The sequence below is a fragment of the Burkholderia sp. IT-111MI5 genome, from assembly GCF_949752865.1.
Classification (GTDB): Bacteria; Pseudomonadota; Gammaproteobacteria; order Burkholderiales; family Burkholderiaceae; genus Burkholderia; species Burkholderia pyrrocinia_C.
Window position 1 is genome coordinate 618,717 of record NZ_CATKIF010000011.1, and the last position, 21,341, is coordinate 640,057.

A 21,341-nucleotide genomic window follows, 5' to 3' on the forward strand; every position below is an offset into this window, starting at 1 on the left:
GCACGGCCGCGCATGCACGCCGCCGCACGGGCGGCGGGCCGCGGCGCGCGGCCGCAATCTGCCCGCATCCTAGCATTCCGGCGGGGGCGCGACTTCCCGCCGCGCCGGGAAATCGCGAACCGCGCATCGTCGTCCGCCCCGTCATCGGCCCGTCACGGCCGCCGCAAGTCGAGCGTGAACGGGAATTCGCGGCTCGGCGCGGTAGCCGACACGTCCATCCGCCCCGGCGTGTGCCCCATCTCGACGAAGCGCGCGAGCCGGCGGCTCTCGGCCTCGTACGCATTGACGGGGAACGTCGCGTAGTTGCGCCCGCCCGGATGCGCGACGTGATAACGACAGCCGCCGAGCGAGCGCTGCAGCCACGTATCGACGATGTCGAACGTGAGCGGCGCGTGCACGCCGATGGTCGGATGCAGCGCCGACGGCGGCGACCACGCCTTGTAGCGCACGCCCGCGACGTATTCGCCGACAGTGCCGGTCGGCTGCAGCGGCAGCGCGCGGCCGTTGACCGTCACGACGTGCCGGTTGTCGTTCAACCCCGTCACGCGCACTTCGAGCCGTTCGACCGACGAATCGACGTAGCGCACCGTGCCGCCGGGCGCGCCCTCCTCGCCCATCACGTGCCACGGCTCCAGCGCGCCGCGCAGCGACAGCTGCATCCCGTTCACCGCGATCTGGCCGAACAGCGGGAAGCGGAATTCGAAGTGCGGCGCGAACCATGCCGGGTCGAACGCGAAACCGGCATCGCGCAGTTCGGCCAGCACGTCGTCGAAATCCATCTGAAGGAAGGCGGGCAGCATGAAGCGGTCGTGCAGCGCGGTGCCCCAGCGCGTGAGCGGCGTCGTGTACGGCGCGGCCCAGAAGCGCGCGACCAGCGCGCGCAGCAGCAATTGCTGCACGATGCTCATCCGCGCATGCGGCGGCATCTCGAACGCGCGCAGTTCGAGCAGGCCGAGGCGGCCGGTCGACGAATCGGGCGAATACAGCTTGTCGATGCAGAACTCGCTGCGGTGCGTGTTGCCCGTCACGTCGATCAGCAGGTTGCGCAGCACGCGGTCGACGAGCCACGGCGGCATGTCCTGCCCGTACAGCAGCTTGTTGCGCTGGATCTCGGCGAATGCGATGTCGAGTTCGTAGAGCTGGTCGTTGCGCGCCTCGTCGACGCGCGGCGCCTGGCTCGTCGGCCCGATGAACAGCCCGGAGAACAGGTACGACAGCGACGGATGGTTGTGCCAGTACGCGATCAGGCTCGCAAGCAGGTCCGGGCGGCGCAGGAACGGGCTGTCGGCCGGCGTCGCGCCGCCGAGCACGAAGTGGTTGCCGCCGCCCGTGCCGACGTGGCGGCCGTCGACCATGAACTTCTCGCTGCACAGCCGCGACTGCCATGCGGCGTCGTACAGGAATTCGGTATGGTCGACGAGCTCATCGAAGCTTGCGGCCGGATGGATGTTCACCTCGATCACGCCGGGATCGGGTGTCACCTGCAGCAGCTTCAGCCGCGCGTCGCGCGGCGGCGGATAACCTTCGAGCACGAGCTTCACGCCGAGCGCGTGCGCAGTCAGCTCGATCGCGCCGAGCAGTTCGAGATAATCCTCGAGCGCGGCGAGCGGCGGCATGAACAGGTACAGGATGCCTTTGCGCACTTCGACGCACAGCGCGGTGCGCGTGATCCACGCGGCCGATTCGAAGCGCTCGGGCCGGCGCTGCGGGTCGTGCGCATGCGCGGCATGCCGCGCGCTGGCCGTGTCGCCGCCGCGCCATTGCATCACGGTCTGCGCGGACGCTTCGCGATGCACGCCGGACAGGTAGCGCGGCGCATCGGCCGGGCCGGTATAGCGCGCGCGGATGGCGGCGGCTTCCGGCAGCGCATCGCGCGGCGCGAACGGATCGCGCTCGACCAGATACGGATGGTCGGCACGGGCGGCCCACGGCAGCGAATCGAGCGGCAGCCGATAGCCCATCGGCGAATCGCCGGGTACTAGGTACATCCGCTCGTCGCGGAAGAACCACGGGCCCGTCTGCCAGCGCGGCCCGTCGAGGCCCGACTCGTCGTCCGTACGCTTGACCGGCAGCACATAGCCGACCACGCTGTCGAGCTGCTGCTCGAACACCTTGCGCAGCCGCGCGCGTTCGAGCTCGTCGTCGAGGCGCGAGTCGAACGGATCGACGTTGACGGGCAGCCGGCGTTCGCGCCACAGGTAATACCAGACGTCCTCGTAGCCGGGGCGGATGAATTCGTCGGTCAGGTTCAGCCGCGCGGCCAGCGCGTCGATGAAGCGCTTCGCGTCGTCGGTCGTATACGCGGACGGCTCGCGCTCGTCGGCGAACAGCGACGGATCGTGCCATACCGGCTGGCCGTCCGCACGCCAGAAGATCGACAGCGCCCAGCGCGGCAGCTGCTCGCCCGGATACCACTTGCCCTGCCCGAAATGCAGGAAGCCGCCGTCGCCGTATTCGGCGCGCAGCCGCTGCACGAGCTCGGTCGCATAACCACGCTTGGTCGGGCCGAGCGCATCGGTGTTCCATTCGGCGCCGTCGCGATCGTCGATCGACACGAAGGTCGGCTCGCCGCCCTGCGTGAGCCGCACGTCGCCGGCCGCCAGCGCGCCGTCGACCTGCGTGCCGAGCGTGCGCACGGCATCCCATTGCGACTCCGTATACGGCTTCGTCACGCGCGGCGATTCGTACACGCGCGTCACGGCCATCTCATGCTCGAACGACACCTCGCATTCGTCGATCAGCCCTTCGACCGGCGCGGCGCTGGTCGGCTGCGGCGTGCACGCGAGCGGGATATGCCCTTCGCCGGCGAGCAGGCCCGACGTCGGATCGAAGCCGATCCAGCCGGCGCCCGGCAGGTAGACCTCGCACCATGCGTGCAGGTCGGTGAAGTCGACCGACGTGCCGCTCGGGCCGTCGAGCGATTTCACGTCGGGCGTGAGCTGGATCAGGTAGCCCGACACGAAGCGCGCGGCGATGCCGAGATGGCGGCAAAGCTGCACGAGCAGCCACGCGCTGTCGCGGCACGAGCCGGATGCGAGTTTCAGCGTCTGTTCGGGCGTCTGTACGCCCGGCTCCATCCGCACGAGGTAGCCGATGTCGTGCTGAAGCTGCTGGTTCAGCGCGACGAGGAAGTTCACGGTGCCGGCCGGCGTGCGGTCGACGCCGTCGACATACGCGCGGAACAGCGGCGACGCACTCGTCTGCGGATCGCATGCGAGATACGGCGCGAGCTCGGTCTTCAGCGCGTCGTCATAGCTGAACGGGTATTGGTCCGCGCTCGCTTCCAGGAAGAAGTCGAACGGGTTGTACACCGACATCTCGGCGACGAGATCGATCGTGACCTCGAAGTACTCGGTGCGCTCCGGAAACACGAGCCGCGCGAGATAGTTCGAGAACGGGTCCTGCTGCCAGTTGATGAAGTGCTGCGCGGGCTCGACCGTCATCGAATACGCGAGGATCGGCGTCCGGCAGTGCGGCGCGGGCCGCAGCCGCACGACCTGCGGGCCGAGGTTGACGAGCCGGTCGTAACGGTAGCGGGTGGTGTGATGCAGCGCGACGTGGATGGACATGGGAGCTCGATTCGGGTTGGATCGGCCGCGCGCACCGCGTCGCTGTCGACGCGGCGGCCCGGCATGGCGGATTCGGCGAAAGCGCGCGTCGCGTCAGACGAGTTCGGGCGTCTGCACGACGCTGATCTCGACGCCGACGGCCGTCGCACCGAGCCCCGTCACCGGCTGCGCGTCGCGATAGTCGAGGCCGACCGCGATGCGCACGTAGCGCTCGTCCGGGCAGCGATTCATGAACGGATCGAACCCGACCCAGCCGAGCCCTTCGACATAGGCCTCGGCCCATGCATGGCCGGCCGGCTGCTGCATCAGCGCGGCGGCTTGCGGCTGCGCGCCGAGCGCCGCCTGCGACTGGCCCTGGGACTGAGTCTGCGACTGCGACTGCGCGGCATGCGACGCGCCGAGCACCTGCTGCATGCCCTCGCCGCTCTGCAACGCGAGCGCTTCCTCGTCGTCTTCGTCGCCCGCGTTCTGCTTCGCGTCGGCGATGCGCTGCATCGCGCTGTCGGCGAGCACGTAGCCCGAGATATAGCGGGCGGGAATCTTCAGCGCGCGCGCGGCCGCGATGAACGCGTGCGCATGGTCGCGGCTCGTGCCCTCGCCGCTTTGCAGCGCGGTTTCCGCATCGACGGGCGCGTCGGCGGCCAGGTTCGGCGCGTACGCAATGCGGCCGTGCACTTCAGTCATCAGCCAGTGCAATGCGTCGAGGCCGTACGGCTCGATCGGCAGCGCCTGCGCGAGTGCGCGCACCGTGTCGCCCGCCTTCGTGAGCGCGGTCTCGCGCTCGAAGATCCACGGCGGCGCATAACCCTCGGGATTGCCGAGAATGCCCGCGCGGTCCTGGGTCTCGACGACGCCGGCCGCGACGACGACGATCTCGGCCTTCGCGCCGCGGTCGTGACGCACGAGGTCGATCCGGTTGCCGAGCCCGTCGGCGTACGACAGCGTCGGCTCGACGCCGTCGATCGTGACCTGCCACGCGCGCACCGTCTGCCCGGGCCCGGACTGCGGGCGCAGCCGCAGCCGTTGCAGCGCATGGGTGGCTTGATCGTCGAACTGATAACGCGAAATGTGTCGGATGGCGAGTCGCATGGCTAGTCTCAGTCGAAGTTGTAGGCCTGGGCGATTTCGAGCCCGAGGCTGTTGTTACGGCCGATGAAGTCGGTCAGGAACTCGTGCAGGCCGCTCTTGAAGATCCGCTCGACCGAGGTATCGGACAGCATCTGCAAGATCTTCGTGGCCGTGTCGTGACACGGGTGTGTCACGCCGTAATCCTTCGCGAGCAGGTTCAGGCTCGATACGACGCGCCCGTAGCAATAACGCAGCGAACGCGGCATGCGGCCGTTCAGGATCAGGTAGTCGGCGATGTTCATCGGCTTGTACTGCACGTCGTACACCCAGCGGTACGAACGGTGCGCGGCCACGCAGCGCAGGATCGTCTCCCACTGGTAGTTGTCGAGGATCGTGCCCACGTGCGACACCGACGGCAGCAGCAGGTGGTACTTCACGTCGATGATCCGCGCGGTGTTGTCCGCGCGCTCGACGAACGCGCCGATCTGCGCGAAATCGAAGATCTCGTTGCGCAGCATCGTGCTGTAGAAGCTGCCGAGGATCAGCGCGGTTTCGCGCTTCACCTCGTCGAGTACCGCCGGCAGCTCGCTCTCCGGCACCGGCCGCTCGAATGCGCGGCGCAGCGCGAGCCACGCGCCGTTCACGCTCTCCCACGCCTCGCGCGTGAGCGCCGTGCGCACCATCCGCGCGTTCGAGCGCGCGGCCTCGATGCACGACAGCACGCTCGACGGGTTGTCGCGGTCGCGCAGCAGGTAGTCGGTCACGGTATCGGCCGCATACGCGTCGTATTTCTGCCGGTAGCCGTCGTCGGCGCCCGAGCTGACGAGCACCGACGACCATTCGGCCGGCGCGTCGGACGTGCGCGTGAGCGCCATCCGCAGCCCGGCATCGACGATGCGCGCGATGTTCTCCGCGCGCTCGATATAGCGGTACATCCAGTAGAGACCGCTTGCAGTACGTCCCAGAAGCATCTCGTGTCCACTCCGTCTTCGTTCGGTTGGCGCGCCGGCTCCGGCGCGCGCGGTCGTGTCCGGCTCAGTCGGCCAGCACCCAGGTGTCCTTGGTGCCGCCGCCCTGGCTCGAGTTGACGACGAGCGAGCCCTCCTTCAGCGCGACGCGCGTGAGCCCGCCCGGCGTGATGCGGATCCGGTCCGACACCAGCACGAACGGGCGCAGGTCGACGTGGCGCGGCGCGAGGCCCGCTTCGGTCAGGATCGGCGTCGTGGACAACGCCAGCGTCGGTTGCGCGATGTAGTTCGCGGGCCGCGCACGCAGCTTCGCGGAAAACGCCTCGAGCTCGGCCTTCGACGCGCACGGCCCGACGAGCATCCCGTAGCCGCCCGAGCCGTGCACTTCCTTCACGACCAGTTCGTCGAGATGCGCGAGCACGTATTTCAGGCTGTCCGCATCGCCGCAGCGCCAGGTCGGCACGTTCTCCAGCAGCGCCTTGCGGCCCGTGTAGAACTCGACGATCTCCGGCATGTACGAGTAGATCGCCTTGTCGTCGGCGATGCCGGTGCCGGGCGCGTTCGCGATCGTGATGTTGCCCGCGCGGTACACGTCCATGATCCCCGCGACGCCGAGCACCGAATCGGGGCGGAACGTGAGCGGATCGAGGAACGCGTCGTCGACGCGCCGGTACAGCACGTCGATCGGCTGGAAGCCTTCGGTGGTGCGCATCGCGACGCGGCCGTCGATCACCTGCAGGTCGCTGCCCTCGACGAGGTGCACGCCCATCTGGTCGGCGAGGAACGAATGTTCGTAGTACGCGGAATTGTGGATGCCGGGCGTCAGCACGGCGATGGTCGGGTTGTCGGCGTTGCCGCCCGGCGGGCACACGGCCGCGAGCGACTGGCGCAGCATCTGCGGATAGGTCTCGACCGGGCGCACCTTCACCTGCTGGAACAGCTCGGGGAAGAGCTGCATCATCGTCTCGCGGTTTTCCAGCATGTACGACACGCCGGACGGCGTGCGCGCGTTGTCCTCCAGCACGTAGAACTCGTTCTCGCCGGTGCGCACGATGTCGACGCCGATGATGTGCGTGTAAACGTTGCCGGGCGGCCGGAAGTCGATCATCTCCGGAATGAAGGCCTCATTGTGCGCGATCAGGTGCTTCGGCACGATGCCCGCGCGCACGATCTCCTGGCGGTGGTAGATGTCGTCGAGGAACGCGTTGAGCGCCATCACGCGCTGCTCGATGCCGAGCGACAGCCGGCTCCATTCCGAACCCGAGATGATGCGCGGGACGATATCGAACGGAATCAGCCGCTCGGCGGCCTCCGCGTCGCCGTAAACGGCGAACGTGATGCCCGTCTTGCGGAACACGCCCTCCGCATCGTGGGCTTTCTGGGCGAGGCTCGCGGGATTCTGCGTGTCGAGCCATTGCTTCAGGCGCGCGTAAGGCGCCCTTACCATGTCGCCGGATTGCAGCATTTCATCGAATGGCTTCATCGATCTTTTCTCCATCGATCGTTTTCCCCGGCATTGCGCATGCCGGACCGGCGTAACAATTACTCTGCAAGGACCGTGCCTTGCGATATCCCCCCTTTTGCGCCGCGCCGGGCATGCCCGCGCGGCCCGCCGCACCATCACGGTGCAGCACGCGACGCCGATGGCGGCATCGATGCGCCGCGATCGCGCACGGCCGATGCTGCGCCGCGTCTGCCGAACATAGTTCTCCCGCGTGTCACGAATGTGCAATCTGCACTGCACAAAAAGACGGCCCGCCCGGAGCGCCGGCCGCCGGATCGCCGGCCGCCTGCACCGAAGGGCGGGAAGGCGGGCCGGCACGCGCACCGCGCGGCCGGCCCTGGGGAAGTACCGTCTGCGGCCGCACCGGCAGTTCGACGCGATGAACTAACCGGTTAGCCGGGTCCGGCACCTCAACGCTATGCAGCCGTAATCCCGCCGACAACGCCCATGCATATTTCGACTGACACCCATCGAAAAAAAACATCGGGACGACCGACGCGAGGCGCGGTACGCTAGAAAATTGTTGCAGCGAAGCGGCGCCGCCGCCGCCCTCCCGGCGCCCGACTATAAAAAGCGAAGATCGAAATGGAAGCAAAGTGGCTGGAAGATTTCCTGAGCCTTGCGGATACCAAGAGCTTTTCCCGTGCCGCGCGTAACCGGCACCTGACGCAGTCTGCATTCAGCAGACGAATCGCCGCACTCGAAACCTGGATGGACGCGAAGCTGGTCGACCGGAGCATCAACCCGATCACGCTGACGCCGGCCGGACAGATGTTCCGCGGGCTCGCCGCGGACATCCTGCGCAGCATGTATGCGGCGCGCAATCTCGTGAACGGCTACGACCAGTTCGCGGCCAGCGACCAGGTTGTGCGTTTTGCCGTCGCGCACACGCTGGTTTTCACGCTGTTTCCCGAATGGCTCAAGCAGCTCAACGGCGAGGTCGGCCACGTGACCGCGCGCGTGAACGCGGTGAACGTGCCGGAAGGCGTGCAGCAGCTCGTCGAAGGTGAATGCGACCTGCTGCTCGGCTATCACCATCCGCAGTTACCGATCGTGCTCGACCCGAACCACTTCCCGTTCGTCAGCCTCGGCGTCGAGCGGATCCTGCCGGTGTCGACGCCCGACGCGCGCGGCAAGCCCGTGTTCCAGCTGCCGGGTACGCCCGATGCCCCGCTGCCGCTGCTGGCCTATTCGTCGGGCGCGTTTCTCGGGAACATCGTCGAGATGCTGCTGCTGAATGCGACCGAGCCGTATGTGCTGCACCGGTGCTTCGAGACGCATATGTCCGAGGCATTGAAGGGCATGGTCGTGGCCGGGCACGGGATCGGCTGGCTGCCCGAAAGCTGCGTCGAGAAGGAGCTCGCGGACGGCACGCTCGTATGCGCGGGTTCCGGGGACTGGATCACCGAACTCGAAATCCGCCTGTATCGATCCGCGCGCAAGCGCGGGCTCGCGGCCGAGCAGCTGTGGAGCTACATCATGAACCGGCCGCGCACGGCGGCCGAAGGCGCGAGCGGTGCCGAGCAAGCGGCCGCGCCGGCGATGCGCATCGCGCGGCGAAGCGCGGGCGGCAGCCGCTGACATTCGCGTCCGCGCCGTGCGCGTCAACGGCGCGGGTGCGGGTGCGGGTGCGATCCCGGGCAATGCTGCGTCCGCGTGCCTGTGGGTCGCGCCGCTTCATATCGAACGCGGCCTCCTTTCCTGCAGCAATCGGCAATCCTGCCGCAGCCCGCGAAATCACTTTGCAGGCATGGAATCGATATCGCATAAAATGCAAACGTTTGCGATTCAAAATAGCATCTTTTAAACCCGTCGCGCCAACTCCGAATATCTCTTCTTATTTTCAGATCAGAAATACCCTGTTACAGAACAAATAAAAAGTTTCTATTTGCATGTAACGAAACGAATATCAAAAAAGACGTCTCGCCCCATTTAAAATCGCGTAACCTGTGTCTGAAATTCATCGATTCGCCTCGAACACAGGCGCAAAACTTTCTTTTATCAGTCGTTATTTTTCGGTACGAATTTCGATACCTCCGACTTGATTCAATGCGTGCTCGATCATCCGTACCGAAAGCAATATTCATATCTGGCAATATCGACTTTCTTCAGCGGTAAGCAGGTCATACAAATCTGTCGCAATCCTGTTTAGATAATATCTTTCAGAGCCGTTCCATTCAAGCCACACGCGGTTGTTGATTCAAAATCCATCGTGTATCAATAGCGTGTCGCAAAAAGAATGTTGGAAAATTTGACTCGGAGACCCGGAATAAATGCGCTGCCATTGATTCCGGACGGGAGGTTGCAATGTCTTCCTCGTTTCGACAACATGCTCGCCCTTTCCTGAGCGTCGTCGTATCCGCGCTCTGCCTGAATGCCACGGCCCAGACACCCGCGTCCGGTTCCGGCTCAGGCCGCTATGTGATTTCGTATATCTGCGGCGATGCACAAATCGACGGTACCGCGCCGCTTCCCCCCGACGGCCGTCCGTACAACCTCGGCGTGTCGTTCGCGTCGGCCCGGACCGGGCAACCGCTTGCCAACGTACAGGTGCGCCTGAGGCGACACGGCCGCGTGCTCGTCGAATTCAACGCATCGGGATCGCGCTGCCTGTTCAGCGTGCCCGACGCGAGCTACCGGGTCGAAGGGACCTACCAGGGCGCCACGCAGTTCGCGATCGTCGAAACGGGCGTACTTACCACGCAGTTGCGATGGTGAGCGCCGCCTGAAGCCGCTCCGATTGTGTCATTCACCACAACGTATCGAATCGAGGAGCATCGAATGACTCGCGCAGAACGACCGGACGACCCGCCCGCCAGCCAGTCGAAACCCTCCTGGGGTCCCGGCAAGAATGCCGCACTCAGCTTCGTCGCGTTTGCCACGATCTTCGGCGTCTTCGCGTATGCCGAGCGCGGCACGGCGCTCGGCCATGCAAGCGTGACGCACGACTTCTCCGGCGTGATCGCAACCGCCGTCGGGAAATACCGCAACGCGATCGTGGCCGCGACGTCCCGCGCAACCGCTGCGTCCGGCGTGTCCGGAACATCGGCCGCCCCCGGGCCGGCGCCGACGATCGCACAGGCCGCCACTCCGCCCGCGCCGCCGGGGCCATCCGCTGCTGCAGCGCCGCCCGTCAAGCTCGCGGCCGAACCGGAAGCCGCGCCGCGGGCAGCGTCCCGCGCCGCCGCGAAACACCGCCAACCGTCGCATGCGCCACCCGTGAAACTCGCGGCCAATACGCATGCCGCGCCGGCCCATGACCGCGCCAATGCACGGCTCGGCGATGCGCATCGCGCACCGCGAACCGAGACGCTGGCGGGCACGAGAAAGCGCATGGACCTCGCGCCGAAGCCACAGTCGTACAGCACCGACACGGCACGCATGCAGACGGCAAGCGTCACGCACGCGGAACTGGAAGGCGCCCGCGCGCTGGCAAAGGCGCGCTGGTGCGCGCAGATCGACGAATGGAACTGTGTGGAGCAAAACGCAAGTCGGGCTCTCGCGATCGACCCGACGAACAGCGAATCACGTGCGTTACTCGGGCAGGCGATCCGCAATCGCCTGTAAGCCGGTTCCGCATGACCGGGCCCTCGCCGTCCGGCAGCATGGCGAGCGACGGCGTGCATCGTCGGGGGCAACCGATGTGATCGTTTCGAAGTGAGGACATACCGTGGCCAACAATCGTAAACAACAATGCACCACCGTCGCCCCGTCCAGCCGGCGGATCCTCCTGCATGCGCCGCTCGTGTTGCTGCTCGTCGCGTCCGGCCCCTGCTTCTCCGCCGAAGGCGACACGGAACCGGGCAGCGTCGGCGAAATCTCCGGAACCAGCGGTGCGCCGGATCCGAAGCCGCCGGGCGCGCCGACACCGGGCGTGCTCGCGCCGGACGCGCCACCGCCGAATGCGCCGACCCCGATCGCGCAGGCCGCGAGTGCCCAGATGCCGAATGCCCAGGCGCCCGCAGCCCAGACGCCGACACCGCAGACACCCGGCACGCCGATGCCGAATGCGCAGGCGCCGGGTGCTCAATCACCGGGTACCCAACCCCCAGGCGCCCAGATCCCCGACGCGGAAACCCCGAACGCGCAGATGCCCGACCTCCGCACCGCCGATCCGGCCACCGTCCGCAACGACGTGTTCGGGCTCGCGTCGAGCGGCGGCGCGGTCATGGCGCTGGAGGAAGCGAAAGCGCGCCCGGACGTCTTCTCCGCCGTCGATCTCGCGCAGCTCGAGGAACTGTCGATTCGCCAGCAGGTGCGCGGCGGACGCGACAAGTCGCGCTCGATGACGAGCGCCGACCGCTTCGACGGGCTCGACAGCGCATTGCGTGCCGCGGACGACCTCGACAAGCGAATGCCGGCCACGCCCGAGTATTCGCAGGTCAGGACGGCACTCGCCGGCGACCGGACGATCGCCTACGCCGCGCGCGGCGAAATGAAGACGGCCGTCGCGACGTTCGAGACGATTCCGCCGGATGCGGAAATCTCGATCGACGCGCTGGCGGCCGTCGGCGACGCGTACCTGTACCTGAGCGAACCGGGCAAGGCCAACGCCGTGTACCAGCGCGCGCTGACGCAGGCGACCGCATCGCCGACGGACCGTGCGACGCGCGGCTTCCTGTACGGCGCGCGCACGCGTCCGATCGAATTGCGCGAGGGGTTGTTCTGGTCGTACGTCGACCAGGCACGCGCGGCGGATGCGAGCCGGGTGCTCGACGACATGGGCAAATCGCTGCCGCCGGCCAACCAGGTGCGGACCTGGGGGCCGGAAAACGACGACTACCTGCGCTACTACCGGCTGCAGGCGCAATACCTGATCTATACGGGCCGGGTTGAAGAAGGGATCGCCGCGCTGGAAAAGCTCGAGAAGGAAGTGCCGTTCAATGCCGAGGTCCGCGCCGCGCACGCCGACGCCGTTTCGGGCCAGTCGCATCCGCGCCAGGCGATCGCGATGTATCGCGCGTCGCTGACCGACCACCCTGACAACGTGGAAATGCTCGCGGGGCTCGGCCGCGCATCGCTGACGGCCGACGACTACGCGACCGCGAAGAGCGTCGACCAGACCTTCGGCAACACGTTCCCGGACAGCGGCTCCGTGCGCGCGTTCAAGCGCGACTACAACGCGTACCGCAGCCCCTTGTTCACGACCGACCTGAGCTTCGAGCACGGCAACAGCGCACTGGCCGACAACAGCTTCTCGTCGGACAGCTATGTGTATTCGCAACCGTTCGGCGACAACTGGCGCGTGTTTTCCCACACGTTCTTCGGCCATGCGCAAACCGACGCCGGCAGCGTCAGCCGCACGCGCACGGGTGTCGGCGGCGACTACCGGCACGGGCCGCTCACGATCCAGGGCGAAGTCACGCGTTCGTTCGGCAGCGACGGGCGCACGGGCGGCCGCGGCTCCATCACGTACAACCTCAACGATTACTGGACGGTCAGCGGCGCGCTCGACTCCAACGACAACTCGCTGCCGTGGAAGGCGTATCTCGCGCACATCTGGGGCCGCTCGGCGAACGTCGAGGTCGTGTATCGCCAGAACGACCGCCGCGAAGTCAGGCTGAGCTACGGCGTGAGCCGCTACAGCGATTCGAACCTGCACCAGGAGATTTCCGCGACGGGTACGCAGCGCGTATATACGTCCGCGAACCAGCTCGTCAACGTGTCGCTGAATCTCGGAACCGACAGCAACACGCGGCGGGACGCGCCCTACTTCAGCCCGGGCCGCGACTACGCTGCCGCGGCGACCGTCATGCATCAGCTGACGCTGTGGAAGAAGGGCGACATGTCGTTGCAGCAGCGCTTGTCGGCGTCCGGCGGCGTATACAACGAGCGCGGCTTCGGCACCAGTCCGCTGTGGAGCGCCCGCCTCGCGCACACGTGGACGTTCAAGCACGACATCACGCTGACCTACGGCGTCGAGGTCAGCAGCCATGCGTACGACGGCCAGCGCGAGCGTTCCGAAACCGGCTTCCTGTCGCTCAACCTGCCGTTTTAGAAAGGAGCTCGAACGATGCAATCCAGACGGTTCTTCATGTGCGGATGCCTCGGCACGTTTGCGGCCTGTTCGTTGTTCCCGGGCGTGACGAATGCGCGGATGATCGACCTGCTGCCGCCGTCCGATCCCGTCGACGGCAAGACGTTCCGCGTGATCTGCCTGCACGACGTGCGCGACAACCTGCTGTCGACGTTCGCCACGTCGGCGATGGTCGATCCTTACGCGGTCGACACCGGTACGCTGACGGCCATCTTCTCGTGGCTGCAGACCAACAACTATCACACCGTCACGGTCAAGCAGATCGAGGCGTCGCGGCACGGCGGCAAGCCGCTGCCGCCGCGCGCGGTGCTGCTCACGTTCGACGACGGCTACCGCAGCCACTACACGAAAGTCCTGCCGCTGCTCGAGCGCTTCAAGTATCCGGCCGTGATGGGCATCGTCACCGCATGGATCGACGCGCCGCCGGATACGCCGATCCGCATCAGCGACAGGATCCAGATGCCGCGCGACTACTTCATGTCGTGGGACGAGGTGCAGAAGGTCGGCAAGTCGAATCTCGTCGAGCTCGCGTGCCACACGCACAACCTCCATCACGGCGCGGTCGCGAATCCGCAGGGCAACGAGTTGCCGGCCACCACGTCGCACCTGTACCTCCAGAACGAGAAGCGCTATGAAACCGATGCGGAGTTCGAAGCCCGCGTGCATGACGACCTTCAGACATGCGTGCGGCAGATTCGCGAACGCACCGGCATCGTCGCACGCTCGATGGTCTGGCCATACGGCGCGGAAAACCAGCCCGTGCGCAAGATTTCGACGTCGCTCGGCATGGACATCCAGTTCAGCCTCGACGCCGGCCCGAATACGCCGGACGTGCCGCTCGACCGGCTGCGGCGGATCCTGATGATGTACGACGTCGACATCGGCGGGTTCGAGCGGTCGATGCGCGAGCCGGCGACCAACCGCGGCGACGTCGACATCCCGGAGCGCGTCGTGCAGGTCGATCTCGACCAGGTCTACGATCCGGATCCGGCGCGGCAGGAAACGAATCTCGGCAAGCTCATCGAGCGCATCTACCGGATGCAGCCGAAATCGGTGTACCTGCAGGCGTTCGCCGATCCGAAGGGCACGGGCGTCGCGGAATCGCTGTACTTCCCGAACCGGCACCTGCCGATGCGCGCCGACCTGTTCTCGCGCGCCGCGTGGCAGCTCAACACGCGCGCCAACGTGCAGGTGTACGCATGGATGCCGGTGCTGGCGTTCCGCCCGCCGGCCGACAAGCATCGCGGGCTCGAGGCCGTCAGCGCATACGGCGGCGCGCCCGCGCGCGAAAACGGCTCGCGCGTGTACCGGCTGAGCCCGTTCGATCCGCAAGCGCGGCTGATGATCGAGCAGATCTACGAGGATCTCGGCAAGTACGCGTCGTTCGGCGGCATCCTGTTCAGCGACGACGCCGTGCTCGACGATTACGAGGATGCGGGCCGGCACGCGCTGAGCACGTATTCGCAGTGGGGGCTGCCGGCCGACATCGGCAAGATCCGCGCGACGCCGGACCTGATGAGCCGCTGGACGCGGCAGAAGACGCGCTACCTGATCGACCTGACGCGCCAGCTCGAACAGATCGTGCTCGCGAACCAGAACGCGGGCGACGTGCTGACCGCGCGCAACATCTTCGCGCTGCCGGTGCTGAAGCCCGAGTCCGAAGCGTGGTACGCGCAGAACTACGACGATTTCCTCGCCACCTACGACTTCGTCGCGCTGATGGCGATGCCGTACATGGAACAGGCGCCGGACCCCCAGCGCTGGATGGACCAGCTCGTCGGCGCCGTCCGCGCGAAACAGCGCGGCCTCGCGCGCACCGTGTTCGAACTGCAGTCGTACGACTGGCGCGAGCGCAAGGACATTTCCGGCAGCGCGCTGATCGCGCAGATGCGGCGGCTGCGCAGCAAGGGCGCGGTGAACTTCGGCTACTACCCGGACAAATTCCTGAACAACCAGCCGGATCTCGACACGATGCGCGACGTGATGTCGCTGAAGTCGCGGCTCGATCCGACGTCGATCAACGCGCTGATGCACGGGCAGCATCCGCAGGGGACGAAGACACCATGACGACCCACAGCATCATCCAGCGCCTGCAGGATTTCGTCTTCTACTACCCGTTCTTCATGTCGTATCTGTGGATGATCGGCGGCGTCGTGCACTACTTCCTGCTCGAAGAGGGTCGCGTGCTGTCGACGCGGACGATCGCGTCGAGCGGCATTCCGAAGATCTCGATCATCGTGCCCTGCTTCAACGAAGCCGCGAACGCGCGCGCCGTGATCGGCCACCTGAACGCGATGCAGTACCCGAACTACGACATCATCGCGGTCAACGACGGCAGCAAGGACCGCACCGGCGAGATCCTCAACGAGCTGGCCGTGGAGATCCCGCGGCTGCTCGTGATCCATCACGCGCGCAACGAAGGCAAGGCGGTCGGGCTCACGACCGCGGCGGCCGTATCGAACGCGGAATACCTGCTGTGCATCGACGGCGATTCGCTGCTCGCGCACGACGCGATCGGCTGGATGCTCGAGCACTTCCTGACCGATCCCGGCGTCGGCGCCGTGACCGGCAACCCGCGCATCCGCACGCGCACGTCGCTGCTCGGCCGCATGCAGGTCGGCGAATTCTCGTCGATCGTCGGGCTGATCAAGCGCACGCAGCAGGTGTACGGCCGCATCTTCACGGTATCGGGCGTCATCACGATGTTCCGCAAGACCGCGCTCGCCGACGTCGGCTACTGGAGCTCGGACATGCTGACCGAGGACATCGACATCAGCTGGAAACTGCAGTGCCGCGACTGGCGCGTTGTATACGAACCGCACGCGCTGAGCTGGATCCTGATGCCCGAAACGGTGAAGGGGCTGTACCGGCAGCGGCTGCGCTGGGCAAAAGGCGGCATCCAGGTGCTGATGAAGTATGCGGGCACGCTCGCACGGCCGACGCAGATGATGATGTGGCCGCTGTTCGTCGAATACCTGATCGGCATCGCATGGGCCTACTCGATGTCGTTCATCCTGCTGCTCGCGCTCGTCGATGTCTTCCATCCGTTGCCGCTGGACTGGCACGTATCGGTCGTGCCGCACTGGCACGGGATGCTGCTGGTCGCCACCTGCATCCTGCAGCTGATCATCGGCAGCATGATCGACCGTCGTTACGACGAAAAACTCCTGATGTATTTCCTGGACACCGTCTGGTATCCCGTGGCCTTCTGGCTGATCAGCATGATCACCACCGTCGTCGCCCTGCCCGCCGTCGTATTGCGGGGCCGCGGCAAGCGGGCCGTATGGGTCAGCCCCGACCGAGGCATTCAACATGAAGAACGCACCGATTATTGACCTTTCCCTGCGCACGCCGCGCGAAATGATCGCCGAGCGCGGCCGCATCATCGGGTTCGTGCTGGTCGTCTGGTTCCGTCTCGTGCGGCCCGCGCTGGTGGGCGCCGTGTGGGCATCGATCTGCATCTACACGTACCGCTACCTGCTGCCGTTCAACGAGGCCGAGATGCCGATCGAACAGATCGTGTTCTATGCGACCTGCATCGCGATCATCGCGGGCACGACCGTCACGTGGCTGATCGCGGGGCGCGTCGTGCATCCGCTCGCGTACCGGCTGCGCGTGTCGAAGATGCTGCGGCGCTCGGCCAGCGCGAAGGTGCGCGCGGTGCCGCCGACCGCGCTGGCCGGCGCCCGCCGGCGCGGCGTGCGGCGCACGACGCGCATTCTCGTCGCGTCGCACGACGCGAACGGATCGATTTCCGGCATCGAATGGGTAGCCCATGCGGGGCCGCCGCCCCGCGAGTAGGTCAGCGGAGACGCGCCGCCGCGCACGGGACGGCATCCGTGCAGCGCGGCGCCGCTCCTGACGCCGCGCTGCCGTGCATCGCCGGCAGGCCGGCAACTTCTTGTGGACGAGGTGAATCATGTGCGGAATCGTCGGAGCAAGCGGCATCGGCAATCAGGTGCCGCAACTGGTCAATGCGCTGAGCCGGCTCGAGTATCGCGGCTACGATTCGTGCGGCATCGCCGTGCAAGGCAACGGACGCCTGCTCAGCGAACGCACGCTGCGGCGCGTGACGGACCTGCAGGATCGCGTGCTGACGCTCGGTCTCGAAGCGCAGACCTGCATCGCGCATACGCGCTGGGCGACGCACGGCGCACCGTCGGAAATGAACGCGCATCCGATCATGTCGGGCGACACGATCGCGGTCGTGCACAACGGCATCATCGAGAACCACGACGCGCTGCGCGCCGAGTTGCGGCAGCGCGGCTACGCGTTTCGCGGCGAAACCGACACCGAGGTGATCGCACACCTGATCCACAGCCTCTATCGCGACGACCTGTTCGATGCGGTCATGCGCGCCGTCAAGCGGCTGCACGGCGCGTACGCGATCGCGGTGCTGAGCGCGCGCGAGCCGCAGCGCCTCGTCGCCGCGCGCGCCGGCTCGCCGCTCGTGATAGGCATCGGCGCCGAACAGAACTACCTCGCGTCGGACTGCGCGGCGCTCGGCGACCTGACCGACCGCTTCGTCTACCTGGAAGACGGCGACGTCGCGCTGATCACGCCGGAACGCATCGCCGTGGTCGACTCGGGCGGCCACGAAGCACAGCGCCCGCTGTGCCACGTGAAGGCGCGCGACGGCGACGCCGCGCTCGGCCCGTACCAGCACTTCATGCAGAAGGAGATCTTCGAGCAGCCGAAGGCGATCGCCAGCACGCTCGACGGCATCGACACGATCTCGCCGGCGCTGTTCGACGAGAGCGAAAGCACGCGCGCGCTGCTGTCGCGCGTTCGGAGCGTGCTGCTGCTCGGCTGCGGCACCAGCTACTACGCGGGCCTGACCGCGAAGTACTGGCTCGAAAGCATTGCGGGCGTGCCCGCGCAGGTCGAGATCGCCAGCGAATTCCGCTACCGCGACACCGTGGCCGATCCGCGCACGCTCGTGGTCGGCATTTCGCAGTCGGGCGAGACGGCCGACACGATCGGCGCGATCGAGCGCGCGCGAGAGATGGGCCAGGATCTGTCGATGGCGATCTGCAACGTGGCAACCAGCACGATCGCGCGCAACGCGCCGCTGCGGTTCCTGACGCGGGCCGGCATCGAGCTCGGCGTCGCATCGACCAAGGCGTTCACGACGCAGCTCGTCGCGCTGTTCGTGCTGACGCTGACGCTCGCGCAATTGCGCGGCCGGCTCGACGCCGCGCAGGTCGCGATGCACCTGAAGCAGTTGCACGCGCTGCCCGACCGCATCAGCCACGCACTCGCGCTGGAAACGCAGATCATGGGCTGGGCCGCGAAGTTCGCGCGCACCGAGAACGCGCTGTTCCTCGGGCGCGGCATTCATTTTCCGATCGCAATGGAAGGCGCGCTGAAGCTCAAGGAGGTGTCGTACATCCACGCGGAAGGCTATCCGGCCGGCGAACTGAAGCATGGCCCGCTCGCGCTCGTCACGAGCGCGATGCCGGTCGTCACGATCGCGCCGGACGACCGCCTGTTCCAGAAGCTGAAGTCCAACATGGCCGAGGTGCGCGCGCGCGGCGGGCGGCTCTACGTGCTCGCCGGCAACCAGCTCGCGATCGACGCCGATCGCGATACACACCTGATCCGCGTGCGCGATTCGGGCGACCTGCTGTCGCCGATCGTCAACGTGATCCCGCTGCAGTTGCTCGCGTATCACGTCGGCTGCGCGCGCGGCGCCGACGTCGACAAGCCGCGCAACCTCGCGAAATCGGTGACCGTCGAATGACGGGGCGAACGCGCGCGGCTCGCCGCGTCGCGGCTGCGCTGTGCGGCACGTACTGCGTCGTCGCGGCGCCGCCGTCGGCGCTGGCCGCCGCACCCGTCGTGCATACGGTCACCGTGCAGGGCCCGGCAGCGCCGCAAGACACCGGCGACTCGCGGCGCTTCATGCACGGCATCGGCGTGGCCGATGCGGGCAACGGCAAACGCTGGGTGTTCTTCAGCAGTTCGGGCATCGTGCCGCGCGGCGCGATGCGCAACGGCAACTGGCCGCACGACGTGTACGTCGGCGAGTGGCTGCCCGGCAAGCCGCACCTGCTGCGCATTCGACCGTTCATCAGCCGCCCCGAGGCGCAGGAGCCCGTGTCGATCGCGCAGAACGCGCGCGGCGACATCTTCGTCACGTTCGAGGACGGCTGGAACGCGCCGCAGGAAGTCAGCCAGCGCTACGGCGTCTACCGCCGCGACCTGAAGCCGATCAAGCCCTACCCGAACGACGTCGAGCCGGGCGGCCACTCGGGGCATGTCGCGACGGCGGGCGAACGCTTCGTCGTGTTCTATTCCGCCGACTGGATCGACGGCGGCGGCGTCGACAACCTCGGCACCGGCAACGGCGTCTACCTGAAAACCTACGATGCGGCCGGGCGCGAGCTGAACCATGTCGCGGTCGCGCCGCACCGCCGCGAATGGTGGCCCGTGATCGCCGGTTCGCCGCGCAACGCGCTGCTCGTCTGGCAGAAATTCATCGAAGGCAGCACGGACGCGACGCTCGAATACGCAATGTTCGATCCGGTCACGGCGAAGCTCGACAAGCTCGGGCCGCTGAACGGCGCGATCCGGTACTACGTGTATTCGTCGGCCTACGTGCCGGCGATCGACCGCTTCATCGTCGTCGCGACGACGGCGGACGATCGCGGCGTCGCGATGCTGATCGACCCGAACGGCCGCCGCACGGCGACGCTCGACTGCCTGCCGGCGTCGGTGCGCGAATCCGGCATCGGTGTCTCCGGCACGCATGCATATGTGCCGACCCGCGACGGGCGGCTGCTGACGCTGGCACTTGCGCCGGCGGACATTTCGGTGAGCGGCGCGCAGCGCTCGCCGATTCCGTGGGGCACGACGGGCATTGCCGGGTTCCCGGCGCAAGGCGCGGCGATGCATTTCGTTTCGCTGACGCCGGCGGGCGCGCGCGAAGCCGATTTCGAACCGCAGCGGGACGCGCCGTTGTCGAAGAACGACGTGCCGTGTGCGAATCATTGATGGCGGTCCGGTAACGGCAATCTCGTGAACGCGGGCGGTCCGCGTGCGCCACCCTGCCTTCGTTTTCTTCCTGCCCGAACCGCGCTACGGCAACGCCATACCAATTTGGCGGCCCGGTAGCCGGACACGCTGTCGCGTGCCTGCCCGATCGTAGCCACCCAACCTTTCCCGCACCGAAGTCGCCAGCGCCGCGCGTACCGGATAGACTGTCGCCCGATTCCTTCCATCGGCCGCGGCTTCCATGTCCTGCCGCCGCCGGAACGCCCCTTCCCGGAGAACGAATGCTGAAGCGCCAGTGGTTTTCGCTTGTGCTGCTGACGGTTTGCCTGATCGGACAACGCGCGTCGGCCCAGTCCACGCTAGAACTCGACACCGACGGCACGGCCCGCACCCTGACGCGGCAGATGCTGCTCGCGCGCCCCGATGCGACGGAGATCCACGTGCCGCGCGACATCGCATACGGCCGGCCGATGACGTTCCGCGCCGTGCCGTTCGCCGCGCTGCTCGGCGACACGCCGCTGCCGGCCGACGGCGTGCTCGAAACGCGCGCGGCCGACGGCTTCGCCGCGCAACTGCCGCTCGATCTGGTGCGCCGCCGCGCGCCGGCCGGCGCCGTCGCATGGCTCGCGATCGAGGATTCGGCCCATCCGTGGCCGAAGCTGCCCGGCAAGCAGGTCAGCGCGGGGCCGTTCTATCTCGTGTGGCTCGGGCCGGACGCGTCGTCGGTGCGCGGCGAGCAGTGGCCCTACCAGATCGTGCGCGTCACGATCGAATCGTCGCCGGTCGCGCGCTGGCCGTCGCTCGCCGTCGATCCCGCGTTGCCCGCAAGCGATCCGGCCCGCGCGGGCCAGCACCTGTTCGTCACGCAATGCCTCGCGTGCCACCGCGTCGACGGCGCGGGCAGCAGCCATGCCGGCCCCGACCTGAACGCACCGATGAATCCGGTCGACTACTTCCAGCCCGCCGCGCTGCGCCGCTACATCCGCAACCCGGCGTCGGTGCGCGACTGGCCGGGCCGGAGCATGCCGGCGTTTCCGCCCGATCAGTTGAGCGATCGGGAGCTCGACCAGATCGTCGCGTATCTCGCGTATATGGCGCGGCGCAAGGCGGGCAAGGAACGCACGGCCGGACAATAAAAAGGCGTTGATGACGTCAGGCGACACGCCGTTCGCCATCGCATCGATCGAGGCCGCGCAGAC

The 21,341-nt window shown here is 67.0% G+C and carries 14 protein-coding genes; 10 read left to right on the plus strand and 4 right to left on the minus strand.

Annotated features, from left to right (window positions below; genetic code table 11):
- Positions 1 to 152: 152 nt before the first annotated feature.
- The 4 genes from ACM6JT_RS10960 to ACM6JT_RS10975 form a co-directional block, all read right to left on the minus strand.
- Positions 153 to 3,569, minus strand: a complete 3,417-nt coding sequence (locus ACM6JT_RS10960) for a DUF2126 domain-containing protein (protein WP_414856472.1) — start codon at positions 3,567 to 3,569, stop codon at positions 153 to 155.
- 93 nt (positions 3,570 to 3,662) lie between these two features.
- Entirely contained in the window at positions 3,663 to 4,658 is a 996-nt protein-coding gene (locus ACM6JT_RS10965) for a transglutaminase family protein (RefSeq protein WP_105391281.1), read from the minus strand.
- Positions 4,659 to 4,666: 8 nt separating this feature from the next.
- The gene (locus tag ACM6JT_RS10970) at positions 4,667 to 5,608 is read right to left on the minus strand and encodes an alpha-E domain-containing protein (RefSeq protein WP_034179805.1); all 942 of its coding nucleotides are present in this window, start codon (positions 5,606 to 5,608) and stop codon (positions 4,667 to 4,669) included.
- A gap of 64 nt (positions 5,609 to 5,672) precedes the next feature.
- Positions 5,673 to 7,088, minus strand: coding sequence for a circularly permuted type 2 ATP-grasp protein (locus ACM6JT_RS10975; protein WP_034179806.1), 1,416 nt, complete (start codon positions 7,086 to 7,088; stop codon positions 5,673 to 5,675).
- 606 nt (positions 7,089 to 7,694) lie between these two features.
- Between ACM6JT_RS10975 and ACM6JT_RS10980 the strand changes: the two genes are divergently transcribed.
- From ACM6JT_RS10980 to ACM6JT_RS11025, 10 genes are all read left to right on the plus strand, one after another.
- Positions 7,695 to 8,690, plus strand: a complete 996-nt coding sequence (locus tag ACM6JT_RS10980) for a LysR substrate-binding domain-containing protein (protein WP_034179807.1) — start codon at positions 7,695 to 7,697, stop codon at positions 8,688 to 8,690.
- A 726-nt stretch (positions 8,691 to 9,416) separates the two neighbouring features.
- Positions 9,417 to 9,827, plus strand: coding sequence for a hypothetical protein (locus tag ACM6JT_RS10985; protein ID WP_034179808.1), 411 nt, complete (start codon positions 9,417 to 9,419; stop codon positions 9,825 to 9,827).
- 63 nt (positions 9,828 to 9,890) lie between these two features.
- The gene (locus ACM6JT_RS10990; RefSeq protein WP_414856473.1) at positions 9,891 to 10,676 is read left to right on the plus strand and encodes a hypothetical protein; all 786 of its coding nucleotides are present in this window, start codon (positions 9,891 to 9,893) and stop codon (positions 10,674 to 10,676) included.
- A 103-nt stretch (positions 10,677 to 10,779) separates the two neighbouring features.
- Complete coding sequence (pgaA, locus tag ACM6JT_RS10995; protein ID WP_414856474.1) at positions 10,780 to 13,107, plus strand: poly-beta-1,6 N-acetyl-D-glucosamine export porin PgaA; 2,328 nt, start codon at positions 10,780 to 10,782, stop codon at positions 13,105 to 13,107.
- Positions 13,108 to 13,122: 15 nt separating this feature from the next.
- Positions 13,123 to 15,213 (plus strand): poly-beta-1,6-N-acetyl-D-glucosamine N-deacetylase PgaB, encoded by a 2,091-nt coding sequence (gene pgaB / locus ACM6JT_RS11000; RefSeq protein WP_217590658.1) that lies wholly within the window; start codon positions 13,123 to 13,125, stop codon positions 15,211 to 15,213.
- Positions 15,210 to 16,481: a poly-beta-1,6-N-acetyl-D-glucosamine synthase gene (pgaC, locus tag ACM6JT_RS11005; protein ID WP_034179812.1), complete on the plus strand. Its 1,272-nt coding sequence runs from the start codon at positions 15,210 to 15,212 to the stop codon at positions 16,479 to 16,481. The genes pgaB and pgaC overlap by 4 nt, the downstream gene beginning before the upstream one ends.
- Positions 16,459 to 16,947 (plus strand): Biofilm PGA synthesis auxiliary protein PgaD, encoded by a 489-nt coding sequence (locus tag ACM6JT_RS11010; protein WP_105392169.1) that lies wholly within the window; start codon positions 16,459 to 16,461, stop codon positions 16,945 to 16,947. The genes pgaC and ACM6JT_RS11010 overlap by 23 nt, the downstream gene beginning before the upstream one ends.
- A gap of 118 nt (positions 16,948 to 17,065) precedes the next feature.
- On the plus strand, positions 17,066 to 18,889 hold the full coding sequence (gene glmS / locus ACM6JT_RS11015; RefSeq protein WP_217590657.1) for a glutamine--fructose-6-phosphate transaminase (isomerizing): 1,824 nt from the start codon (positions 17,066 to 17,068) through the stop codon (positions 18,887 to 18,889).
- Entirely contained in the window at positions 18,886 to 20,142 is a 1,257-nt protein-coding gene (locus ACM6JT_RS11020; protein ID WP_414856475.1) for a hypothetical protein, read from the plus strand. The genes glmS and ACM6JT_RS11020 overlap by 4 nt, the downstream gene beginning before the upstream one ends.
- A gap of 281 nt (positions 20,143 to 20,423) precedes the next feature.
- Positions 20,424 to 21,278 carry a c-type cytochrome gene (locus ACM6JT_RS11025; protein ID WP_034179816.1) on the plus strand — a complete coding sequence of 285 codons (855 nt, stop codon included), beginning with the start codon at positions 20,424 to 20,426 and terminating at the stop codon, positions 21,276 to 21,278.
- Positions 21,279 to 21,341: the final 63 nt, after the last annotated feature.

Coding starts and splice junctions, on each gene's coding strand:
- ACM6JT_RS10960 (WP_414856472.1), bottom strand. CDS start 3,569: ATGTCCATCCACGTCGCGCTGCATCACACCACCCGCTACCGTTACGAC.
- ACM6JT_RS10965 (WP_105391281.1), bottom strand. CDS start 4,658: ATGCGACTCGCCATCCGACACATTTCGCGTTATCAGTTCGACGATCAA.
- ACM6JT_RS10970 (WP_034179805.1), bottom strand. CDS start 5,608: ATGCTTCTGGGACGTACTGCAAGCGGTCTCTACTGGATGTACCGCTAT.
- ACM6JT_RS10975 (WP_034179806.1), bottom strand. CDS start 7,088: ATGAAGCCATTCGATGAAATGCTGCAATCCGGCGACATGGTAAGGGCG.
- ACM6JT_RS10980 (WP_034179807.1), top strand. CDS start 7,695: ATGGAAGCAAAGTGGCTGGAAGATTTCCTGAGCCTTGCGGATACCAAG.
- ACM6JT_RS10985 (WP_034179808.1), top strand. CDS start 9,417: ATGTCTTCCTCGTTTCGACAACATGCTCGCCCTTTCCTGAGCGTCGTC.
- ACM6JT_RS10990 (WP_414856473.1), top strand. CDS start 9,891: ATGACTCGCGCAGAACGACCGGACGACCCGCCCGCCAGCCAGTCGAAA.
- pgaB (WP_217590658.1), top strand. CDS start 13,123: ATGCAATCCAGACGGTTCTTCATGTGCGGATGCCTCGGCACGTTTGCG.
- pgaC (WP_034179812.1), top strand. CDS start 15,210: ATGACGACCCACAGCATCATCCAGCGCCTGCAGGATTTCGTCTTCTAC.
- ACM6JT_RS11010 (WP_105392169.1), top strand. CDS start 16,459: ATGAAGAACGCACCGATTATTGACCTTTCCCTGCGCACGCCGCGCGAA.
- glmS (WP_217590657.1), top strand. CDS start 17,066: ATGTGCGGAATCGTCGGAGCAAGCGGCATCGGCAATCAGGTGCCGCAA.
- ACM6JT_RS11020 (WP_414856475.1), top strand. CDS start 18,886: ATGACGGGGCGAACGCGCGCGGCTCGCCGCGTCGCGGCTGCGCTGTGC.
- ACM6JT_RS11025 (WP_034179816.1), top strand. CDS start 20,424: ATGCTGAAGCGCCAGTGGTTTTCGCTTGTGCTGCTGACGGTTTGCCTG.